We start from the raw sequence: 20,885 nt of genomic DNA, 5'->3' as shown, positions 1-20,885 counted from the left end.
TTCAGTCGCTTGTGCTTGTTTGCGCTGCCTTCGCGCCCGCCGCCTGATCGGGTGTGACGGCTCCGGCATCGCCGCGCTTGGCAGGCACTAGAAGCCTGGTGTTCTGGACACCGTACTTCCACGGGTCGACCATCTGCATGACGGTGTTGGCGGCCTGGGCGTCACCGGCGCCTGACGTCACGCCTTCACTGCGCACATAGTCGTCGCTGGTGCAGCCGCCAGCGGAACCGGCAAGCAGCAAGACGACGCTCGATCTCAGGATCAGACGCATGACTTCAGTCCTTCGGCAGGTCGAGGAAATGCCCGACCGTGGTGGCGGGAGCGGCCCGTGCGGCACCGCCGCCGGCCATAGCCAGGGCGCGGTTGGTATCCGACCCTTTCACTTCCTCCGTGTTGTTGAGGAAGTAGTCGGCGTTGCTGGCCGGTTGCGTGCCGTCGGTCGGCACGGCCATTTTCTTCGACGGATCGACCGGCTTGACCAGATAGGGCGTGACGATGATGACCAGATCGGTCTCGCGCCGCTGGTAGGATTTCGACGAGAACAGCGCTCCAAGCACCGGCATCTTGCCGAGACCGGGAATACGCGAGGTGGTGATGTCGTTCTGCGACTGCAGCAGCCCCGCGATCATGAAGCTCTGGCCGTTCTTCAGGTCGATCGACGTCCTGGCACGGCGCACGATGAAACCCGGCACCGAAATGTTGCCGATGTTGTAGGACGCCGACGCGTCGATCGAAGAGACTTCCGGCGCGATGTCCAGGCTGACCAATCCGTCCTTGAGCACGGTCGGCTTGAAGTCCAGGCTGACGCCGTATTTCTTGTAACTGACGGAGATCTTGCCGTTGTCCTCCGAAACCGGAATCGGGAATTCGCCGCCGGCCAGGAAGCTCGCCGTCTCGCCGGAACGGGCGATAAGGTTCGGTTCCGCCAGCCGCCGGGCAAGGCCGCGCTCTTCCAGCGCCTTGATGGCGATATCGATGGAGACGCCGTTGGATAGCAGCCGGCCGATGATTTCACCGGTTCCCGCCGCCGGCACCGTGCCCGGCTCGAGCGAAACATCGCGTCCGCCGAAGCCGTAGGCGAAATTGGCGCTGTATTTTGCACCCAGATCCTGACCCGCCTGGCGGTTGATCTCGACGAAGCGGACATTGAGCTGGACTTGCTGCGACGACGAGATGTTGACCGAATTGATCACCTCCTCGTTGCCGGAAAAGCGGGTGGCGATCTTGTTTGCCTTCTCGGCGGCGACAGCGTCGTCCGCCTCGCCCGACAGCACCACGCGGCCATTGGCCGAGCCGACCTTGATCTTGGCGTCCGGCACGCTGGCGCGGATGGTGTTCGCCAGTTCGTCGGTGTCGAGCGTCACCTCGATGTCGACGGTCCCGACAAGCTGCTTTTTGTCGTCGAACAGCGCGATGCCGGTGGTGCCGAGATTGTTGCCCAGCACATAGAAGGATTTATCGGTCAGCGGATTGACGTTGGCAATCTCGGGATCGCCGATGACGATCTGGTAGAAAGCCGCGCTCGTGATGATCGTCTTGGGCTTGCCTTTGGCGACTTTGATCGACGCATTCTTGGTCGCCGAGACATAGACGATGTCATTGTCCGCCCTGGCCGCGCCGGCGAAGGCGAGCATCGCGCCCGCGGCCAGCGAAACCGCCATCGCCAGGGCGCGCACGAAGCACGACCGGCCCGTCATTCCATATAGGGTACGCATCAGCATTGTCCCGTCCCACCCGGTCCCCACCGGCCTTTTACTTCTGGTCCCGCGCCGGAACCTGATATTCCTCGGCCTTCGTGCCACGCGTCACGATGACCGTCTTGAATTTCGGCTTCTCCGGCTCCTTGGTCATGGCATCGAATAACGAGCCGGCCGTGGCCTGCGCCTTGGACGCCACCGATCCGCCAAAGGAGGAGATGGTGGTGACGCCGTTCTTGCCGTCGCCGCCTTCGCTGGCCGAGCGAAGCGACAGCGACAGCGTGCCGACGGTGCGGGCAAGCGCCACTTTCTGGGCGCCCTCGGTCGTCACCTCGAGGGTCACGGAATTGGCGATCTGCGGCGCTGTCTGGCGCTCGTCGGCGCCCTGGCCGACGCTCAGCACCTTGGCGTCGGCGACGACGATTTCGGAAGTGATGGTCGAACCGGCCGCCCCTTGCGCGTTCTTGGCGACCTCCTGGATTTCACCGGCATCGCGCGTCAGCACGACATCGACGCGGTCGCCCGGCGTGACGAAGCCGCCGACACCGGCGATCTCATCGGTGCGGATGGTAACCGCCCGCATTCCGGGCGTCAGCATGTTGGAAAGCGTCGCCCGGCCGTTCGGCCCCGACAGCTTGGTGAGCAGCACCGGTTCGTTGACCTCGATCGGCGACAGCACGACGCGGCCGCCTTCGCCGAGCAGTCCATCGATCGTGGCAAAGGCGCCCTGCGGCAGCGAATCCTGCGGCCAGGGAATTTCGATGAGCTTCGTGCGATCGAGTTCCATGCCGTAGCGCAACGGAGCGTTCGCCACCACGATGGTCTTGAATTCGATCTTGGGCGGGGCCGGAGCGACGATCGAGGCCGTCTTCTCCTGGGCATCGGCCTGGCTTTTGACCCAGAAATCCGCGGCAAAGATCGAGATCGCGCCGAAAACGGCGGCGATACCGATCATCGTTATGGCTTTGCCCCTCACGCCCAAACCCCTGATGCCCGTAGTTTCTTGTTATGTTGGGCTCACGCTACGTGGCATTGTTAAAGAATCAGGAACGCAGAACGACGGCATTCGACCTATTTCCGCCCGCTTGGTTATCGAATGGTTTTAGGATAAGACGGGCCGGATCCCCGAACGTAACAGGAACCTCCGTCGCTTGGCGCTGAAAAGCGTGGCAGTATCGGCGGGTGATTCGCAGCACCGGACCTATGGCAGGCATGGACGACAACAACGACCTTTTCGGCGACCTGGACAAGCAACCGCAGCCGGTCCGCGCACCGGCGCGCCCGGCGGATCCGCTGGTGCAGGCGGCAGCCAAGCGGCCGGCGGCAAGCCGCGACGGTTCGGAGGGCTACAGCGCCGCCGACATCGAGGTGCTGGAAGGCCTGGAGCCGGTGCGGCGCCGGCCGGGCATGTATATTGGCGGCACCGACGACAAGGCGATGCACCATCTGTTCGCCGAGGTGATCGACAATTCGATGGACGAGGCGGTTGCCGGCCACGCCACTTTCATCGATGTCGAGCTTTCGGCCGACGGCTATCTCTCCGTCACCGACAATGGCCGCGGCATTCCGGTCGATCCGCACCCGAAATTCAAGAAACCTGCGCTCGAAGTGATCATGACGACGCTGCATTCGGGCGGCAAGTTCGATTCCAAGGTCTACGAGACTTCAGGCGGCCTGCACGGCGTCGGCGTGTCCGTGGTCAACGCGCTATCGGATCATCTCGAGGTCGAAGTCGCGCGTGGCCGCCAGCTTTACCGGCAGAGATTCTCGCGCGGCGTTCCGGTCAGCGGCCTCGAGCACCTTGGCGAAATCCACAACCGGCGCGGTACCAAGATCCGCTTCCACCCCGACGAGCAGATATTCGGCAAGGGTGCCGCGTTCCAGCCGGCGCGGCTTTACCGCATGACGCGCTCGAAGGCCTATCTGTTCGGTGGTGTCGAGATCCGCTGGACCTGCGATCCGTCGCTGATCAAGGAAAAGGACCAGACGCCGGCCAAGGCGGAATTCCATTTTCCAGGCGGACTGAAGGACTATCTCAAGGCGTCGCTGGGCGACGATTTCCAGGTGACGCGCGAAATCTTCGCCGGTAAGAGCGACAAGCAAGGCGGCCATGGCTCGCTCGAATGGGCGGTGACCTGGTTCGGCGGCGACGGCTTCGTCAATTCCTACTGCAATACCATCCCGACCGGTGAAGGCGGCACGCACGAGGCCGGTTTCCGCAATGTGCTGACGCGGGGCCTGCGCGCCTATGCCGAGCTCGTGGGTAACAAGCGCGCCTCGATCGTCACCTCGGAAGACGTCATGATCTCGGCGGCGGGCATGCTGTCGGTGTTCATCCGCGAGCCGGAATTCGTCGGCCAGACCAAGGACAGGCTGGCGACAATCGAGGCCATTCGTATTGTCGAGACCGCGATCCGCGATCCATTCGACCATTGGCTGGCCGACAATCCCCAGGAAGCCTCCAAGCTGCTCGAATGGGTGATCGCGCGCGCCGACGAACGGGTGCGCCGGCGCCAGGAAAAGGAAGTGTCGCGCAAGAGCGCGGTGCGCAAGCTGCGCCTGCCAGGCAAGCTGGCCGACTGCACCCAGAACGCCGCCGCCGGTGCCGAACTCTTCATCGTCGAAGGTGACTCGGCCGGCGGCTCGGCCAAGCAGGCACGCGACCGCGCCAGCCAGGCGGTGCTGCCGCTGCGTGGCAAAATCCTCAACGTCGCCAGCGCCGGCAATGACAAGCTGGCCGCCAATCAGCAGATATCGGACCTGATCCAGGCGCTCGGCTGCGGCACGCGATCGAAGTACCGCGATGAGGATTTGCGCTACGACCGCGTCATCATCATGACCGACGCCGACGTCGATGGCGCCCACATCGCCTCGCTGCTGATCACCTTCTTCTACCAGGAGATGCCGGCGCTGGTGCGTGGTGGACACCTCTATCTCGCGGTGCCGCCGCTGTACTCGATCAGGCAGGGGGGCAAGGTCGCCTACGCCCGCGACGACGCGCACAAGGACGAACTGCTGCGCACCGAATTCACCGGGCGCGGCAAGGTCGAGCTTGGCCGCTTCAAGGGCCTGGGCGAGATGATGGCCGCGCAGCTCAAGGAGACCACCATGGACCCGAGGAAGCGCACACTCCTCAGGGTCGATGTGAACGAAGTCGATTCGGCCACCAAGGACAGGGTCGATGAGCTGATGGGCACCAAGCCGGAAGCCCGCTTCCGTTTCATCCAGGAACGTGCCGAATTCGCCGAGGCGGAAGTGCTGGATATCTAGCCGCCCACTGCTCTACCTTGTCCGTGCGGGTACGGAGACCAGCATGTGACCTGGGTGCGGCTGAAGGACTATTTCGACACCAATCTGGCCGGGCTGACGCAGCCGACGCGTTCGGACTGGATTTTCGCCCTGCGCACCGTTTCGGCCGGCCTGATCGCGCTTCTGGTCGCCTATGCGCTGAAGCTCGACCACCCGCAATGGGCGATGATGACGGTTTTCATCGTTGCCCAGCCGGTCGCCGGCATGGTGCTGGCAAAGGGCTTTTACCGGCTGCTCGGCACGCTTGTGGGCGGCGTCGCGGCGATCGGCATCACCACCGCGTTCGGCACCGGCCCCTGGTTGCTGGTGACGGTGCTCGCGGTCTGGATCGGCATCTGCACCTTCGTCTCGTCGCTGCTGCGCAATCCCGAAGCTTATGGTGCGGCACTCGCCGGCTATACCGCGATGATCATCGGCCTGCCCGCCTTCGGGCAGCCGCATCTGGTCGTGGACCTCGCGGTCGCGCGTTGTGCCGAAATCGTGCTCGGCATTGTCTTCGCCGGCCTGACAAGCCGGCTGATCCTGCCCAAGCTGGCCAGTGACGCCATCATCTCGCGGCTGAAGCGCTGCATCATCGATCTTGCGACCTATGCCGGCGGTGCGTTCTCCGGCGGCGATCCGGCAACGCTTTCCGGCCTGCACAGGAAGCTGGTCGCCGACACCCAGACACTTGGCGAGATGCGCGCCTATGCCAGGCTCGAGGCGCCGAGCTTCGCGCCGCGCGCCCACCCCGTGCGGCGCACCATCGGACAATTGCTGTCGGCACTCTCGGCCGCGCGTGCCCTGCATTCGCACGCCGCGCCGAAGAACGCAGCGCTCATTCCGGTGCGCTCGGAGTTGCAGCTGCTTGTCGGCGAACTGGCGACCAAACCCGGCGCGCTGGATGACACCGCGCCTTGGGTGGCCCGGCTCGACGCGATCTCGGCCAGGGCCCGGCGGATGCCCGATGCCCCGGCCGACCAGGACGACAAGCTAGGCACCATCACCCGCCTCACCATCGCCGCCGATTTCGCCGAGGCGCTGAAGCAGGTGCTGCGCGGGCTCGATGCCTTGCGCGCGCCGGTCACGCGTCGCCCAGGTCCCGCCAGCCAGCAGCCGGCCCTCGTGGTACACCGCGACTATCCCGGCGCGGCGCGCAACGCCGTGCGCGCGGCCCTTGCGACACTGCTGGTCGCGGCCTTCTGGCTGACGACGAAATGGTCGGAAGCGGCCGGCACCGTCATTCTCGTTGCCGTCGTGTCGAGCCTGTTTGCTGCCCGCCCCGATCCCGTGCAGGTGTCCTGGGGTTTCTTCAAGGGAACGCTGCTGGCTTTGCCTTTTGCCTTTCTCGTCGGCCAGATCGCATTGCCCGCCCTGCCCGGCTTCGGCTGGTTCGTGCTGTTTGTCGTGCCGATCCTGGTGCCGACGGCGCTGGGCATGGCCAATCCACGCTATGTCGGCGTAGCCACCGCCTTCGCCATCAACTTCCTCGCCTTCCTCAGTCCGCACCAGGCGATGACCTACGATCCTGGCCCGTTCTCCGCCGGCTCGGCGTCGGTGCTGGTCGGCATCCTGCTGGCGATCGGTGTCTTCCTCATTGTACTGCCCGCCGATCCGTGGCTCGCGGCCAACCGCATCGTGCGCGCCATGCGCGAGGATCTGGCGCGGCTTTGCCTGCACGAGCGTGTGCCGAGGCGTTCGGCCTTCGAAAGCCTCGCCTATGACCGCATCAACCAGTTGATGCCGCTGGTGCAGAATTCGGGCAGGAAGGGCGAGGCGGTTCTGGGTGGCGGCGTCGTCGCCGTCACGGTCGGCCTCGAGATCCTTCGGCTGCGCGCTACGAGCCAAAACCATGCCATTGCGCCCGAAACCGCGCTCTCGATCGCCAACTTCCTGAGAGGCTTGGCACACGAACTGCTCTTCCGCGCCCCAGGCGATCCGCAGACGGCGACCATCGCCGTCGCCCGCCAATATGCGGCGGCCATCGCCCAGAAAGACGCCACCGGCGACATGCTGCAGATCGCGGCGTCACTGCGCATCATCGCCGCGGCAATGGAGGATTTCCCGGATTTCTTTGCGAACAACAGGCCTTAGGCGAACGTCATTGCGGACCGGGTCTGCGCATAGGCATCACCGTCTGGGCTGCCTTTGATTCATCGACAAGGTCGACTTTGAAATGCCTCGCCACCCGCAAGATAAGGCTCGCGATGTCATCTATGGCTTTCCGGAGTTTAGCGTTGTCGGGCGCGCGAGGTATCTGACCAGAAGGCAACGTATACCTAAAAGTAGTTGCATAAGCCTCCAGCCAAACGAGTGACTTCAACGCCGTCTTCTCGGCGTGATCATCCGGAAAGCGCCTTACAATCTTGTCGAGCTGGTGTGCGTCGTGACGATCGATGTGAATCGCCTCCGAGGTCGCCAAGGCTCGGATGATCTGCTCCATCGCCTGCTGGCTAAGATAGGCGGCGTTACGGGAGCCTGATGCAGCCAGCATACTCGCATCGCTGATGCCCCGTTCGCCAATCGAAGCGCGCTGGCGATGGTCCACTGATCAGACATCCAATCGACGTCCGTCTCTGGCAATGTCATACGCGATCGTATTTCGTGAATTCCAACTTGCAGCCAAAGCGCTGGATGTGGTGGACAAGATTGTCGCGGGAATTCCGATTTCGTGCTGAATTGCCCAACCGATAAGTGGATCCAGCAGTTCCGGCCTAGCATCATCCGGCAAGGCAACGAGAATATCCTAATCGCTGTCAGGCCGATTGTCGCCACGTGCTCGGCTACCGAACAGCCAAATAGAATCGGGATTCAGGCGAACCCTGATTTCATCGATCAGCGGCTTGATCTCGGCCGGCACGGTGAGAGGCGTTGCGAATGGATAGCCCATTCTTCAAACATAATACCGTTTCTTTGCGCCGACAACGCAGTGGCATCGAGACCATCCCGTCGTCCGGAGGGTTCCGAGACTAGGCCGCGGCGATCGCCAGCGCATGGCCGCGCGCGTTCTCGCGCAGCGCATTGAGATGGATCGACTTGACCAGGGTGGCGAGGTCGCCGTCCGCGGATTGCCCGCCCAATTCCTTGAGCATCAGCCAGCTGACCTCCTGCACGCCAGCGACGCGCTTGCCATTGGCGACCTCTCGCCAGATTTTCAGCGCCCGCAGGATGATCGCGTGCGTGGCGGCGGCGAGGCCAGCGCTGCGGAACAGCGCCTGCAGGGCGACATCATGCCCGCCGGCGAGCAGCGCCCTCACCCTTTGTTCGGATTGCTGGCTGAGCGCGACCAGCGTGGAGCCGAAGAAATCCACCTTGCCGTGCGCGATGGTGCGGATGAGGAAGCTCGCGGTGAGATCGCCGCGCAGGCGCAAATGCTCGATCAGTGCCGCGTGCTCTTCCGGGCGCGTGCCTTCTATCAACGTCACCGAGGCCTTGATGCAAGCGTCGCGCATGACGCGTTCGGCACGCGCGGCGCCCATCAGAGCCATGACCAGCGGTGATGTTTTCAATGTCTCGCCGAGCTTGATGAGCAACATGTGCCGGCAGTCGGCAGGCAAGCGGATATCCGATATCAGCGCCTCGCGCACCAGGGGCAGATGCCCATGGCGCTCAGCCATGCGGCGGAAACTGAGCGACGCTATATCGGCGCCGCTGTTGGCCAGCAGCACCGCGCAGGCTTCCGCCTCGCCGATCTCGGCGATGGCCGCCGACAGCGCCATCGAGACCAGCGGCCGATCGGCGATCAGCGTCTGTGTTGCCTTCTGGCTTGCCGCCACGCGGTTGATCAGGTCGGCGTCGGTGAGCAGCGGCGACCGCGCCAGCACTACGCCGGCAACCTCCGGCTGGTCGGAGGCCAGCGCGCTGATGATCTGCAGCGGCGCGTGATGGCTCATCGACAGCGCCTCTGCCATCGCCAGCCGCACCTTCGATGAGGCATCGTCGAGCAGCAGCGTCAGCGCGGCCTCGGCGGCGCAGCGGTCCTCGAACGGCAATTCGGAATTGATGTAGGCACGGGCCAGCGCGCTTGCCGCGGCGGCCCGCTCGGACACCCTGGCCGTGTAGATCCACTTCAGGAAATGCGAAACAACAACCATGCCGTCTGCTTACGCCCCTAGCCAGAAGGTTTCTGGCCCCGGTCATGACCGTAGGCACAAATGGTTTACGAACGGTTCACCATGTTCATTAACTGGCTTGCGGGGCCGATTTGCAGCGCTTATCAACCGTCAGCAGCGAAGGAGACAGAAAATGGCCGGGCTTTATCTCCAGGAGTTCGTCGTCGGCCACGTCTTCCAGCACACGCTGCGCAAGACCATCACCGAAAGCGACAACATGCTGTTTTCGGTGATGACATTGAACCCGCAGCCGCTGCATATCGACTTCGATTTCGCCGCCAAGAGCGAATGGGGCAAGCCGCTGGTCAACTCACTGTTCACGCTCGGCCTGATGATCGGCATCTCGGTCAACGACATCACGGTCGGCACGACGGTCGCCAATCTCGGCATGAAGGAGACCGTGTTTCCGCATCCGGTGTTCCATGGCGACACCATCCGCGTCGAGACCACGGTCGTCTCGGTGCGGGAATCGAAATCGAAGCCCGATCGCGGCATCGTCGAATTCGAGCACCGCGCCTACAACCAGCATGGTGACCTCGTCGCCAAATGTATCAGGCAAGCAATGATGCTGAAGAAGGCGGGCTGATGCGTTCGCTGCTGTTCGTTCCCGGCGATTCCGAACGGAAGCTGGAAAAGGGTTTTGGCGTCGGCGCCGATGTGGTCATCGTCGACCTCGAGGACTCAGTGGCGCCGCAGAACAAGGCAACGGCGCGCGCGATCGCGGCACGCTTCATCGCCGGACGCCGGAGCCAACCCAGCTCGGCGATCTATGTCAGGGTCAACGACCTGTCGACCGGGCTGACGGACGACGACCTTGCCGCGCTCGTGCCGGCGAAGCCGGATGGCATCATGCTGCCCAAGTCGAACAGCGGCCAGGATGTGCAGCAGCTCTCGGCAAAGCTCAGGGTTCGCGAGGCCGAAAATGGCCTCGCGGACGGCGCGATCAAAATCCTGCCGATCATCACCGAAACCCCGGCCGGTGTGCTTGCCGCCGTGACCTATGCCGGCGCAAGCGCGCGGCTGGCCGGCCTCACCTGGGGCGCGGAAGACCTGTCGGCGGCGATCGGCGCGCGATCTGCACGCGACGAGAACGGCCGGTACACCGATCTATTCCGCCTTGCCCGCACCATGACCATTCTCGCCGCCAGTGCGGCGGAAGTCGCAGCTATAGACACGGTTTTCCCGAATTTTCGCGACATGGCGGCCTTCGCCGAGGAATGCGCCGAAGCCGAGCGCGACGGTTTCACCGGCAAGATGGCGATCCACCCCGACCAGGTGCCTGTCATCAACGCTGCCTTCACGCCGTCGACGGAGGCTGTGAAACACTCCCGGGCAATCGTCGAGGCGTTCGCGGCGGCGGGAGATCCCGGCGTCGTCGGCATCGACGGCAAGATGTTCGACCGCCCGCACCTGCGGCTGGCCGAACGGCTTCTGGCACGCGCGCGAGCGGCAGGGATTTCCGCTTAAATCCGTTTTACAATCTTCCTGGAATTGCTCTCAGTCCCGCGCCAGCACGATGATCCTGTCCTCCGGCTGATAGGCTAGCGCTTCCGACTTCAGCGGGTTGACGATGACGCCACCCAGCGCCCTTTGGTCGGCATCTCCAGTGCGGATGCGCCGGTACCCTATGGCGATCTCGCCGCGTAACCGCGCCGATTCCGCGATCGTCCAGAAGGTCAGCGGCTGGTCGATTGCGACATAATCCGCGACCGGGCGCATGTAGATTTCGGAGCCCTTCTCATCGAGCAAATCATCGAAGATCGCGGCGAGGTGTTGGTTTTCGGATGCTTGCGCCAACATCAGGCTGACCAGCCGGTTGCTGACGACGAAGTCATCGGCCTTGGTCACCGCAGCGAGCTCCCGGTTGCGCACGTCGATCATCTCGCTGACGATGGAGATGTGCAGCCCGGCATCATCGGCGATCTTGCGCAGATGCAGCAGCGTCACCAGCGTGCGCGTGTCGGCCGGCTGCGCCGCCATGGTTTCGCTGTAGCCGAGGACGAGCACGTGATCGTAGGAAGGCACGTCCAGGCTCGCCAGTGCTGCGCTGCTCGAGGTGTCGGTGATGCGGCACTTGACCGACAGATTGTCGCTGGCGACCATCAGTCCGGCAACTTCCTGCTCGAGCCCGGGCGTATCGGCGGCGATGGTCAGGATCGAACCAGGCGCGACGTAGCGCGACAGTTCATAGGTGATGATCGGACCGCGCCGGTTCCAGCCGAGGATCAGCATGCGCTCCGGCTTCGTCTCGAGGGGCCGAGGGCCGTGGATCGCCGCCGCGTCGATCTTGATCCCGGTACCTCCCTGCTTTATCGCGGCATCGTCCTCGGCGATGATGATGGCGCGCATGTCCTTGCCGATCACCAGATCCGACGACGGGTTGAGATCGACGCGCCCCTGCGGGTCGCAAAGGCCGATCAGCGCACAGTGCTCATACGCCATCACCGCTTCGCCGAAGGTCTTGCCGGTAAGTTCCGGCTGCCCGGTCGTGTAGATTTCGCAGCCGTCGAAATCGAGCAGCTCCGAATAGACGCCGCTGAGACCCGACTGCCGGCTTGAATGCACGACGATTCGCGAGATCAGCTGATCGGCCAGCACGAGTTGCACCTCGGTTCCGCCGACGACGCGGGCGACCTCGGCGTTCTTGCCATCGCGGATCTCGGCGGCGATGTTGTAGGGGTCGGTGCGGCGGTTCGGGTCGTTGACCAGCGCCAGCACCGTCTTGATGACCTGCGAATCCGGATCATCACCCTCCGGCGACAGCACGATGACCGACCGCGAGGTCTGCGGGTTGACGATGGCCAGGTCGTAGAGATCCGTCGGATCGCCGCTGCGGCAGATGATGCGCGTGTTGCCCAGTTTGCCGACCTTGGCCGCGATTTCGTCCTCCATCGCGACCTTGTCCATATTGGCCATGACGACGATGCGTGGACGGCGCCGGCTGGCATTGGCAATGACCAGTTCGGAGATGACGTCGAAGATCGACGGCGACCAATTGAGGATAATGGTGTGATCGGCCTCCAGCACGCGCGAACGGCCCTTGCGCAATTCATCGAGCTTGCCGTCGACGCCGGCGCTGAGCACGCCGATGAGGGCCGACACGACAAAGATGCCAGCTAGCGTGACGACCAGCATGACGAGACGGAAAGCCCAGCCGGTATCACCGCCCATCGTGCCGGAATCGAGTGTGCGCATCAGCGATTCCCAGAACGCTTCGAAAAAGTTCAGCGGCTCGCCGCCCTCCGGTGCGATGCGGGTCACCGCAAGCAAAGCCGCGGCGGCGATGATGATCAGCAGGGAAACGACGGCGAGCCAACCGATCAGCGCGATCGGTCCTGCGGCCATGCTCTTGTCAAACCCGTAGCGCAGCCGGGTCCCCAGCGTGTCTCGCTTCTTCATGTTGCCGGTGCCCCGCACTATCCCCAAGGTCGATGCGCCAACCCCAACGCATCGCCGAAGCCGTTCTCTTAGCCTGTGTTCAAATGAAGGGAAATCGCTTTTCGCGCGCTCGCGACCAAGAAAGCCGCCGCGATGGCGGACCGCGAGTGGTAGGCGTTTTCGCCTGTACGCTACGACCGCATCAACCTGGCCGCCAGCGGGTCGTTTTCGCCCCTGCTGGTCAGGATCATCCGGCAAGGTGTCGAAGACGGCACCTTCAGGACCTTCGATCCGGAGGGGGTCGCCGACATCGTCATGCAGTTCGGCATGGCCACGCATGACGTGGTCGCCAAGGCATTCGCCGGCGGCAGCGACGCCGACATGGATGTCGCGATCGAAACCCTGGAGAAACGCGTCAGGCCCTACGAGATCGCCCTGGACCGCATACTCGGCCTCCCCGACGGAAGCATTCGTATCGCAGAGCCCGGCTATGTGCGCGCCGTCATGACGGCCCGGCGGCGAACGAATGCCGGCAAGGCGCGATAGCGAAGAAGTTGGAAGGCTCTTATTCCTGGCCCCAGCGCGGCCGGCGCATCGAAAAGACTTCGTCGACGCTCGCATAGTCCATGTAGCCGAGACGAGCGACATTCCCGGCCTTGGTGATGTCAAACAGTCCGTCCTTCAAAAAGGCATCGTCGATGTGCACGCCGACCACTTCGCCGGCGACGACGACAGCGCTCGTCGGCGATCCATCCAGCGCCCGTGGCCGAAAGACTTCCGTCACCCGGCATTCCAGCGCGGCGGGTGCTGCTGCCACGCGCGGCGGCGCGACAAGACGGCAAGGCGCCATTGCAAGGTCGGCATAGACGAACTCGTTGACGCCGCGCGGCGCGTTGACCGAGGTGTAATTCATCTTCTCCGCGAGATCGCGGCCAACGAGATTGGCGACGAACTCGCCGGTTTCCTGGGCGAAGGAGGCGCTGTCCTTCTCTCCCTCCGAGGAAAACCAGACGATGAACGGCCGCGTCGAAACCGCATTGAAGAAAGAGTATGGCGCGAGATTGATCTCGCCCGCTTTGTTCAGCGTCGATATCCAGCCGATCGGGCGCGGCGCCACGATCGCCTTGGAGGGATCGTGCGGCAGTCCGTGCCCCTTCGATGGCTCGTAGAACATTCAGCCCGCCCAAGGCCCTGAGTAATCGGCATAGAGCTTTGCGGGATCGGGCCGAGGCCGCTCCGGCGCCGGGCCGGCATAAGAGCCGATGTGGACGAAGCCGACGACACGCTCCTGCGGCGCCAGTCCGAGGATCGCCCTGCCCTCCGGGACATCGGAATACCAGTTGCTGATCATGTTGGTGCCATAGCCCAGCGCATTGGCCGCAATCATCAGGTTCATCGCCGCCATGCCGCCCGACAGGAACATCTCCCATAGCGGGATTTTCGGATTCTCCTTCGGCGCCGATACCACGCCGATCACCAGCGGCGCCCGCGAGAATCGCGCCAGTTCCTGGTTGCGGCGGCCTTCGGGCAACGGCCCTTCCCGCTGCTCGGCAAGGTCGGCCAACTTCTTGCCGATCTCGATGCGGACATCGCCGCGGTAGAGGATGAAGCGCCAGGGTTCGAGCCGGCCATGATCGGGCACGCGCGTGGCGGCAGCGATCATCGTTGCGATATCGGCGTCGCTCGGCGCTGGCTCCTTGAGGTCCGGAATCGGCGCTGAATTTCGGGTGAGCAGGAAGTCGATGATCGGCGACGCCATGGGCGCAAGTCTCCTAGACACTCGGTTTTGAGCTGAAGCGCACCATCGGGAAGTCGGGCGGCTCGGGCACAGGCGCGCAAGCGCCGGACTGAAGAGTCGTGGATCGGACTCTTAAGCCTTGAAATTGCCACCGCCATGGGCTTCAACGCAAGGCATGTTTGAGGGGCGACTGCGTCTTTTCCTGGTCCGGCTCTGCGCCGCGCTGTTCCTGCTGCCGGTCACCATGGCTGCCGCACAGGAAAAGGACGGCGTCAGCGACCTGAAACTTCCCGGAATTTCGAGCTATGCGACGCCCAAGAGCGAAACCCCGCTGGCGCTTGGCGGCGGTGGCGCCATCACTCTGTCGGCCCAGTTGACCGACAAAGGCGCCGACATCACCCGCGGCCTGGTCTGGCGTGTCTTCAAGCCTGAGGCCGTCAACGGCAAATTGCCGATGGTCGCCTCCGCGCATGGCGGCAACGCCGTCTTCCAGCTCGAACCGGGCAGCTATCTGGTCCATGCGTCCTACGGCCGGGCCGGCGCCACCAAGCGCATCACGGTCGGCAAGGAAGCCAAGCGCGAAAGCCTCGTGCTCGACGCCGGCGGCTTGAAGCTCGACGCGGTGCTGTCAGGCGGCGTGCGCATTCCGCCGAAAAAGCTGCGCTTTTCGATCTACGAGGGCACGGCGGAGGCCAATGGCGACCGCGCGCTGATCATCCCCGACGTCGAGCCCAACAGCGTCGTGCGGCTCAACGCCGGCATCTATCATGTCGTCTCGACCTACGGCGCCGTCAACGCGGTCATCCGCTCCGACATCCGCGTCGAGGCCGGCAAGCTGACCGAGGCCACCGTCGAGCACCATGCCGCCGAGATCACGATGAAGCTGGTGCGCGAATCGGGCGGCGAGGCAATCGCCGACACCTCGTGGTCGCTGCTCAACGAATCCGGCGATCCGATCAAGGAGACCGTCGGCGCCTTCGCCTCCATGGTGCTTGCTGAAGGCGACTACACCATCATCGCCAAGAACCGCGACCGCATCTACCAGAAGGATTTCACGGTCGTCGCCGGTCAGAACCAGGAGATCGAGGTTCTCGCCACTGAAGCCGCAGCGATGGATCCTGAAGAAGGCGCGGACTGACCTTAAAGCGCATCGCGTTGAACGGATTCATCCGACGCGCTTTAAGCTCTTGTTCTTATGCATGTCGTACTCCCAAAACCGGGGTCCACTTTTGGGCGACATGCATCAGGCTGCCAGCTTTGTTCGCGTCGGCAGAAAGGGTATCCGTCGGCGCGGCTGTGTCGGCGCCAGATCGAACACACCACGATAAAGGCGCTCGAGCAGCAGCTTACGGTCGCGCAAAGGCTCCAACTCGCTCCAGCGCAGCACATCGCCAACGCGCACGTCGATCGCCTTGCCCGACAGCCGTGCGAACTCGCGGATCAGCAGCGACGTGCGCAAGGTCAGCGACGCCTTGCCGACGAATTTGGCCACACGGCCATCGCGCTCGGCCATGTTCATCGGCCCGCTGACCAGATGGAACAGCCTGCCGTTCTGCCCGGAAAAATGCATGGGAATGACCGACGCTTTCGCCTCCTGGACGAGACGGGCCGGAAACATCTTCCACGGCAAGTCGCGCGCCCGGCCAAATCCCTTTGGCGCCGTGGCGACGCCGCCGGCTGGAAACACCACGATGGTGACACCTTCCCTGAGCAGCCGCACTGCCTCATGGCGCACGGCCATGTTGTTCTTCAGCGCGTCCTTGGTCTCGGAAAAGTCGATCGGCAGCGAATAAGGCTCCATCTCGCGGATCTTGAGCAAATCCTTGTGGATCATCACCCGGAAAGGCCGCCCCAACTGCTCGGCCAGCGAAAGCACCGCAATGCCGTCGCCGATGCCGAACGGATGGTTGGCGACGATCACGAGTGGTGTGTCGGGCAATTGCGCCGGCGGCCATTGATCAGCGGTCCGCACACCGACGTCGATCAGTTCCAGCATGCGGCTGAACACCCGCTCGCCGCCCGGCACCACCTGGCGGCGCCAGAAATCATAGAGTGCCGCGAAACGATCGCGGCCCGACAGGCCCTCGACCGAATGAATGAACCAGCGCGCCAGCGCCGGCTGGCGCGGGTTGGCGTAGGAAAGCTCGGGAAAGGGCCGTTCGCGCAATTTCAGCTTGAGCATTGGGGCTCGTTACAGGGTCGCCGTGACAGGGATATGAAAATGGCGGTGGATCGCTCCACCGCCATGACCGGAAGGGCTGTTCAGATCAGGCCGCGCGCTTGCGCCGGCGATCGGGCGTGATCGCTTCCTCGGTCAGCTGTGCGATCGCCTCGGCAAGGCCAAGCGATTGCTGGTCGCGCGAGCCGAGCCGGCGGATATTGACCGTCTGTTCCTCCGCCTCGCGCTTGCCGCAGACGAGAATGACCGGAACCTTGGCCAGCGAATGTTCGCGGACTTTGTAGTTGATCTTCTCGTTGCGCAGGTCGGCCTCCGCCAGAAGTCCGGCCGCCTTCAGCTTTGCCACCACTTCGGTCGCATAGCCGTCCGCCTCCGACGTGATCGTCGCCACCACCACCTGCAGCGGCGCGAACCACAGCGGGAAATGGCCGGAGTAGTTCTCGATCAGGATGCCGAGAAAACGCTCCATCGAACCGCAGATGGCGCGGTGCACCATGACAGGCTGCTTCTTCTCGGAATCCGAGCCGATGTAGAAGGCGCCGAAACGCTCCGGCAGGTTGAAGTCGACCTGCGTGGTGCCGCACTGCCATTCGCGGCCGATGGCGTCCTTGAGCACATATTCGAACTTCGGCCCGTAGAAGGCGCCCTCGCCCGGATTGATCGAGGTCTTGATGCGGTTGCCGGAGCGCGTCCTGATCGTCTCCAGAACATTGCCCATGATCGCCTCGGCATGATCCCAGGCCTCATCCGTTCCGACGCGCTTGTCTGGCCGCGTCGACAGCTTCACGCTGACCTCTTCAAAACCGAAATCGGCGTAGGTCGACAGAATCAGGTCGTTGATGCGCAGGCATTCCGCGGCGAGCTGCTCCTCGGTGCAGAAGATGTGCGCATCGTCTTGCGTGAAGCCGCGCACGCGCATCAGCCCGTGCAGCGCACCCGACGGTTCGTAGCGATGCACATTGCCGAATTCCGCAAGTTTTACGGGCAGATCGCGGTATGACTTCAACCCATGCTTGAAAATCTGCACATGGCCCGGACAGTTCATCGGCTTCAGCGCGAAGACGCGGTCGTCGTCGGTGTCGTCGCCGGCGACCGTCACCTTGAACATCGCGTCGCGATACCAGCCCCAGTGGCCCGACGTCTCCCACAGGCTCTTGTCGAGCACTTGCGGTGCGTTGACCTCCTGATAGCCCTGCTCGTCGAGGCGGCGGCGCATGTAGTTGACCAGGTTTTGGAACATCTTCCAGCCCTTGGCGTGCCAGAAGACGACGCCTGGCCCCTCTTCCTGGAAATGGAACAGGTCCATCTCACGGCCGAGCTTGCGGTGGTCGCGCTTCTCGGCTTCCTCCAGCATCGTCTGGTAGGCATCGAGCTGCGCCTGGTCGGCCCAGGCCGTGCCGTAAATGCGGGTCAGCATCGGATTGTTCGAGTCGCCGCGCCAATAGGCACCGGCCACCTTCATCAGTTTGAAGGCGTTGCCGATCTGGCCGGTCGAGGCCATGTGCGGACCGCGGCAGAGATCGAACCAGTCGCCCTGCGCATAGATCTTGAGATCCTGGTCCTCGGGAATGGCGTCGATCAGCTCGAGCTTGTAGCGCTCGCCCTTGTCCGCAAACACTTTTTTCGCCTGCTCGCGCGACCAGACTTCCTTGGTGAACGGCTTGTTGCGCGCAATGATCTCGCGCATCTTCTTCTCGATCACCGGAAAATCGTCGGGGGTGAACGGCTCGTTGCGGGCGAAGTCGTAGTAGAAACCGTTCTCGATCACCGGCCCGATCGTCACCTGCGTCCCCGGCCACAATTCCTGCACCGCTTCCGCCAGCACATGCGCGGTGTCATGGCGGATGAGCTCAAGAGCGCGCGCATCGTCGCGGGTGATGATCTCGACCTTGCCCGACTTGCCGAGCGGGTCGGAGAGATCGCGCACGGTGCCGTCGATGGCGTAGGCGACGGCCTTCTTGGCCAGCGACTTCGAGATCGATTCAGCAAGACCCGCACCGGTCATCGCCCCGTCGTAATCGCGGACGGAGCCATCGGGAAATGTCAGGGAAACGGAATTCAGCATGGTATCTCCTATCCAGTCCCGCAAACGAGCGCGGGTGGTCGTGGGGTAAAGCCGGATGCGCCAAATCACATGGACAACCAGCAGCGGCCGGGTTTTAGAGGCAGCGTTGCGTCAGGTAAAGAGCGGTAGTTGGCGCAACCGTCAGGAAATGTCGCTACAGACGTCGCAAAACCTTGCGAAAAGGCACGACACCAACTGAGATCATCAGCATGGAAGACGCTACAACCAGCCGAACCGCCCTTGGCGTTGCCCGTATGAGGGCCCTGCATCAGTTTTCACCGCAGGCGGGGCTGTTTCGCGATCCCTACGCGATCGCGATACTGGGTGAAGCGGCTCCCACGGCACAGGAGCTTGAGCAGGAAGACGAGCGCAGCCGGCGCATGCGCCTGTTCGTGACCGCTCGCGCCCGGTTCGCCGAGGACTGGCTGGCGGCGGCGGTTCGTCGCGGCATCCGGCAACTCGTCGTACTTGGCGCCGGCCTCGACACGTTTTCACTGCGCAATCCGTATCCGGATCTCAACGTGTTCGAAGTCGACCACCCGGCGACGCAGGCCTGGAAACGCAAATGCATTGCCAATGCTGGTCTTGCCGAACCAGCGGCAGAGCCTGTCAGCGGAATTGGCCGCGGCCGGTTTGCAGTCGACCGAACCGAGCTTCTTCATCTGGCTGGGGGTCGTCCCCTACCTGACGAAGGAAGCGATCTTCAAGACGCTGTCCTGGATAGCCGGTGTTCCCGGCTCGGAGGTGGTGTTCGACTACAGCGAACCGGCTGAGAACCGCGATGCGGCGGGGCAAGCTGCCTTGGCTTTCCACGCGGCACGCGTTGCCGCTGTCGGGGAGCCATGGATCAGCTTCTTCGTTCCCGGTGAGCTGGCACAATCTCTCCATGGCCTCGGCTTCGACGAGATCGAGGATCTCGAGAGCAGCGATATCGCCGCTCGCCTTTCCAGAACCCCGACGGAAAGGACAGCCAACTCCGGCGGCCACATCATCCGTGCGCGCCGGAGCACCTGACCAATCTATTTCACCAGCAGCGGCAGATCCTTCAGAAACGCGGCCCGGGTCTTCAGTCCCTTCGGCATGTCGGTGCGGGTGGCATCGACGACCAACCGCGCGAAGACAATCTGGCGGCCGTCCTTTTTCGCCCAGCCGACGAACCAGCCCAGCGAGCGCTTGTCCTTGTCCGCGTCACCGCCAAGCCTGGTGCTGCCGGTCTTGCCCTGCACGGTCCAGCCGCCGGCCTGGAACGTCGGGATGATGGCCGATGTCATGTCATACGCCTTGGCCGACACCGGCAGTTGGCGGGCAAGCAGCTTGCGCAGGAAATCGACCTGCTCGACCGGCGTGATCTTGAGCGAGGAATTCACCCAGGAATGGGTCAAGCCATCGTCCTTGCCGGGATTGCCGGACACGTCGCTGTTGCCGTAGCCGAGTTTCGAGACATAGCCGGCAAATTTCTCATTGCCGAGCCGGCGGGTGATCTCCCGCGAGTACCAGATGATCGAGTCCCGCTCCCAGATCACCGGATCGACGGTTTTTTGATCCCGCTTCGCCGCCTTGAATTCAGGCTTGTAGTCCCAGGCCGGCGTGTGCTCGTCGCTCAGGATCCCGGCATCGTAGCCGATTAGCGAGAGTGGCACCTTGAATGTCGAGGCCGGGCTGAACCGCTGGTCGCAGGTCCCGTCCTGGTAAAGCGTCTTGCCGCTTGCCGCATCGGCGATCAGCGTGCACTGCACATCGCCAAGCGGCGCCGACTGCGCGCGCATCGGAAATCCCAGCAGCCAGGCAAGCAGGAACAGGACGCCGGCAAGGATGAACGGAAGACGGTCGAAATTGCGCATGGGATGCTCGCTCCAGAAGGGTGTTCGCGAGCGGCTTAACGAGGTCTCTTGTCTCGATTTTGTCTCAAATGCGCAGTCTTTGTGCAGGCTTGCGTTAACCCTACCGGATCGTAAAAACGACCCACCGGCGCATCGGCACAATCACCCCTGCCGGCGTTTCTTGCCGATCCGCCAGTACCGCCAGGGCATGAACCAGACATAGCGATCCGCCAGCGCTTCCGGCACGAGGTCGACGCCATGCGTGCCGAATGGCCCACAGCGCAGCACCCGGAAAAATCCCATCCAGCCGCCGGCCCACAGGCCATGCCTGGCGATCGCCTCATGCGCGTATTCCGAACAGGTCGGCAGATGACGGCAGGAGTTGCCGACAAAGCCGGACAGCGTCAGCTGGTAGAGGCGTACGATCGACGTGCCGAGGAGACGGCCAGGCGTCTTGCGCCACGGACCGGGCCAGTTGCGGCCGCGCCTCGGCTGTTTCGCTGGATGCACATGCCCGTGCCAGTCGCCCACTGCTGTCTCCGTATCGCGTTTCCACGCGATAGATGTGGGCATGCGCGGGAGAACGCAATCCCACCGCCTTGCTGTCA

Annotated in this window: 19 protein-coding genes and 1 pseudogene; 8 read left to right on the top strand and 12 right to left on the bottom strand. The window is 63.5% G+C overall.

Features of this window, described 5'->3' with window-relative positions; all coding sequences use genetic code 11:
- Position 1: 1 nt before the first annotated feature.
- The 3 genes from X741_RS148310 to cpaB are packed head-to-tail and all read right to left on the bottom strand — an operon-like array spanning position 2 to position 2,673.
- Complete coding sequence (locus tag X741_RS148310; RefSeq protein WP_023778790.1) at positions 2-271, bottom strand: hypothetical protein; 270 nt, start codon at positions 269-271, stop codon at positions 2-4.
- 4 nt (positions 272-275) lie between these two features.
- Positions 276-1,721: a type II and III secretion system protein family protein gene (locus X741_RS148315; RefSeq protein WP_023778789.1), complete on the bottom strand. Its 1,446-nt coding sequence runs from the start codon at positions 1,719-1,721 to the stop codon at positions 276-278.
- Between the two features lie 31 nt (positions 1,722-1,752).
- A complete protein-coding gene (gene cpaB, locus X741_RS148320; protein WP_245272743.1) occupies positions 1,753-2,673 on the bottom strand; it encodes a Flp pilus assembly protein CpaB in 921 nt (306 codons plus the stop codon).
- A gap of 236 nt (positions 2,674-2,909) precedes the next feature.
- Between cpaB and parE the strand changes: the two genes are divergently transcribed.
- The gene (parE, locus tag X741_RS148325; RefSeq protein ID WP_023778787.1) at positions 2,910-4,967 is read left to right on the top strand and encodes a DNA topoisomerase IV subunit B; all 2,058 of its coding nucleotides are present in this window, start codon (positions 2,910-2,912) and stop codon (positions 4,965-4,967) included.
- Positions 4,968-5,012: 45 nt separating this feature from the next.
- Positions 5,013-7,079 carry an FUSC family protein gene (locus tag X741_RS148330; protein WP_023778786.1) on the top strand — a complete coding sequence of 689 codons (2,067 nt, stop codon included), beginning with the start codon at positions 5,013-5,015 and terminating at the stop codon, positions 7,077-7,079.
- A gap of 7 nt (positions 7,080-7,086) precedes the next feature.
- Here the strand turns inward: X741_RS148330 and X741_RS148335 are convergent, their stop codons facing one another.
- On the bottom strand, positions 7,087-7,533 hold the full coding sequence (locus X741_RS148335) for a HEPN domain-containing protein (RefSeq protein ID WP_156937916.1): 447 nt from the start codon (positions 7,531-7,533) through the stop codon (positions 7,087-7,089).
- A 421-nt stretch (positions 7,534-7,954) separates the two neighbouring features.
- Positions 7,955-9,079, bottom strand: a complete 1,125-nt coding sequence (locus tag X741_RS148340; protein WP_023778783.1) for a DUF2336 domain-containing protein — start codon at positions 9,077-9,079, stop codon at positions 7,955-7,957.
- Between the two features lie 151 nt (positions 9,080-9,230).
- On the opposite strand from X741_RS148340, the gene X741_RS148345 reads away from it, so the two are divergent.
- Together X741_RS148345 and X741_RS148350 are read left to right on the top strand one after the other, a co-directional pair.
- On the top strand, positions 9,231-9,683 hold the full coding sequence (locus X741_RS148345) for a MaoC family dehydratase (protein ID WP_023778782.1): 453 nt from the start codon (positions 9,231-9,233) through the stop codon (positions 9,681-9,683).
- Positions 9,683-10,564, top strand: a complete 882-nt coding sequence (locus X741_RS148350; protein WP_023778781.1) for a CoA ester lyase — start codon at positions 9,683-9,685, stop codon at positions 10,562-10,564. The genes X741_RS148345 and X741_RS148350 overlap by 1 nt, the downstream gene beginning before the upstream one ends.
- A gap of 30 nt (positions 10,565-10,594) precedes the next feature.
- Here the strand turns inward: X741_RS148350 and X741_RS148355 are convergent, their stop codons facing one another.
- The gene (locus X741_RS148355) at positions 10,595-12,496 is read right to left on the bottom strand and encodes a hypothetical protein (RefSeq protein ID WP_023778780.1); all 1,902 of its coding nucleotides are present in this window, start codon (positions 12,494-12,496) and stop codon (positions 10,595-10,597) included.
- Positions 12,497-12,802: 306 nt separating this feature from the next.
- Between X741_RS148355 and X741_RS1000000171095 the strand changes: the two genes are divergently transcribed.
- Positions 12,803-13,021 carry a hypothetical protein gene (locus tag X741_RS1000000171095; protein WP_245272742.1) on the top strand — a complete coding sequence of 73 codons (219 nt, stop codon included), beginning with the start codon at positions 12,803-12,805 and terminating at the stop codon, positions 13,019-13,021.
- A gap of 19 nt (positions 13,022-13,040) precedes the next feature.
- Here the strand turns inward: X741_RS1000000171095 and X741_RS148360 are convergent, their stop codons facing one another.
- Together X741_RS148360 and X741_RS148365 are read right to left on the bottom strand one after the other, a co-directional pair.
- Positions 13,041-13,649 (bottom strand): flavin reductase family protein, encoded by a 609-nt coding sequence (locus tag X741_RS148360; RefSeq protein ID WP_023778778.1) that lies wholly within the window; start codon positions 13,647-13,649, stop codon positions 13,041-13,043.
- Complete coding sequence (locus X741_RS148365) at positions 13,650-14,234, bottom strand: nitroreductase (protein WP_023778777.1); 585 nt, start codon at positions 14,232-14,234, stop codon at positions 13,650-13,652. It abuts the gene before it with no gap.
- A 154-nt stretch (positions 14,235-14,388) separates the two neighbouring features.
- Between X741_RS148365 and X741_RS148370 the strand changes: the two genes are divergently transcribed.
- Complete coding sequence (locus X741_RS148370) at positions 14,389-15,351, top strand: hypothetical protein (RefSeq protein WP_023763588.1); 963 nt, start codon at positions 14,389-14,391, stop codon at positions 15,349-15,351.
- A gap of 105 nt (positions 15,352-15,456) precedes the next feature.
- On the opposite strand, the gene X741_RS148375 is transcribed toward X741_RS148370, so the two are convergent.
- Complete coding sequence (locus tag X741_RS148375; RefSeq protein WP_023778776.1) at positions 15,457-16,395, bottom strand: GNAT family N-acetyltransferase; 939 nt, start codon at positions 16,393-16,395, stop codon at positions 15,457-15,459.
- Positions 16,396-16,480: 85 nt separating this feature from the next.
- A complete protein-coding gene (thrS, locus tag X741_RS148380; RefSeq protein WP_023778775.1) occupies positions 16,481-18,457 on the bottom strand; it encodes a threonine--tRNA ligase in 1,977 nt (658 codons plus the stop codon).
- Between the two features lie 209 nt (positions 18,458-18,666).
- Between thrS and X741_RS1000000171510 the strand changes: the two are divergent.
- Both X741_RS1000000171510 and X741_RS1000000171505 read left to right on the top strand, forming a co-directional pair.
- A pseudogene (locus tag X741_RS1000000171510) lies at positions 18,667-18,996 on the top strand (SAM-dependent methyltransferase); the annotation flags it as partial.
- Positions 18,997-19,027: 31 nt separating this feature from the next.
- Entirely contained in the window at positions 19,028-19,471 is a 444-nt protein-coding gene (locus X741_RS1000000171505) for a class I SAM-dependent methyltransferase (RefSeq protein ID WP_348625689.1), read from the top strand.
- Positions 19,472-19,476: 5 nt separating this feature from the next.
- Here the strand turns inward: X741_RS1000000171505 and blaOXA are convergent, their stop codons facing one another.
- Both blaOXA and yidD read right to left on the bottom strand, forming a co-directional pair.
- Complete coding sequence (gene blaOXA / locus X741_RS148385) at positions 19,477-20,298, bottom strand: class D beta-lactamase (protein WP_023778774.1); 822 nt, start codon at positions 20,296-20,298, stop codon at positions 19,477-19,479.
- A 141-nt stretch (positions 20,299-20,439) separates the two neighbouring features.
- Positions 20,440-20,808, bottom strand: a complete 369-nt coding sequence (gene yidD, locus X741_RS148390; RefSeq protein ID WP_023778773.1) for a membrane protein insertion efficiency factor YidD — start codon at positions 20,806-20,808, stop codon at positions 20,440-20,442.
- Positions 20,809-20,885: the final 77 nt, after the last annotated feature.

Origin of the sequence: Mesorhizobium sp. LNHC221B00 (assembly GCF_000502935.1) — a bacterium.
GTDB lineage: Bacteria > Pseudomonadota > Alphaproteobacteria > Rhizobiales > Rhizobiaceae > Mesorhizobium > Mesorhizobium opportunistum.
The sequence above is the reverse complement of the archived record's forward strand: the minus strand, read 5'-3'. Positions and strand labels throughout refer to the sequence as shown.

What these genes read in the sequence shown, in the direction of transcription:
- X741_RS148310 (WP_023778790.1), bottom strand. Translation starts at nt 271, where the DNA reads ATGCGTCTGATCCTGAGATCGAGCGTCGTCTTGCTGCTTGCCGGTTCC.
- X741_RS148315 (WP_023778789.1), bottom strand. Translation starts at nt 1,721, where the DNA reads ATGCTGATGCGTACCCTATATGGAATGACGGGCCGGTCGTGCTTCGTG.
- parE (WP_023778787.1), top strand. Translation starts at nt 2,910, where the DNA reads ATGGACGACAACAACGACCTTTTCGGCGACCTGGACAAGCAACCGCAG.
- X741_RS148340 (WP_023778783.1), bottom strand. Translation starts at nt 9,079, where the DNA reads ATGGTTGTTGTTTCGCATTTCCTGAAGTGGATCTACACGGCCAGGGTG.
- X741_RS148345 (WP_023778782.1), top strand. Translation starts at nt 9,231, where the DNA reads ATGGCCGGGCTTTATCTCCAGGAGTTCGTCGTCGGCCACGTCTTCCAG.
- X741_RS148350 (WP_023778781.1), top strand. Translation starts at nt 9,683, where the DNA reads ATGCGTTCGCTGCTGTTCGTTCCCGGCGATTCCGAACGGAAGCTGGAA.
- X741_RS148355 (WP_023778780.1), bottom strand. Translation starts at nt 12,496, where the DNA reads ATGAAGAAGCGAGACACGCTGGGGACCCGGCTGCGCTACGGGTTTGAC.
- X741_RS1000000171095 (WP_245272742.1), top strand. Translation starts at nt 12,803, where the DNA reads ATGGCCACGCATGACGTGGTCGCCAAGGCATTCGCCGGCGGCAGCGAC.
- X741_RS148360 (WP_023778778.1), bottom strand. Translation starts at nt 13,649, where the DNA reads ATGTTCTACGAGCCATCGAAGGGGCACGGACTGCCGCACGATCCCTCC.
- X741_RS148365 (WP_023778777.1), bottom strand. Translation starts at nt 14,234, where the DNA reads ATGGCGTCGCCGATCATCGACTTCCTGCTCACCCGAAATTCAGCGCCG.
- X741_RS148370 (WP_023763588.1), top strand. Translation starts at nt 14,389, where the DNA reads ATGTTTGAGGGGCGACTGCGTCTTTTCCTGGTCCGGCTCTGCGCCGCG.
- X741_RS148375 (WP_023778776.1), bottom strand. Translation starts at nt 16,395, where the DNA reads ATGCTCAAGCTGAAATTGCGCGAACGGCCCTTTCCCGAGCTTTCCTAC.
- thrS (WP_023778775.1), bottom strand. Translation starts at nt 18,457, where the DNA reads ATGCTGAATTCCGTTTCCCTGACATTTCCCGATGGCTCCGTCCGCGAT.
- blaOXA (WP_023778774.1), bottom strand. Translation starts at nt 20,298, where the DNA reads ATGCGCAATTTCGACCGTCTTCCGTTCATCCTTGCCGGCGTCCTGTTC.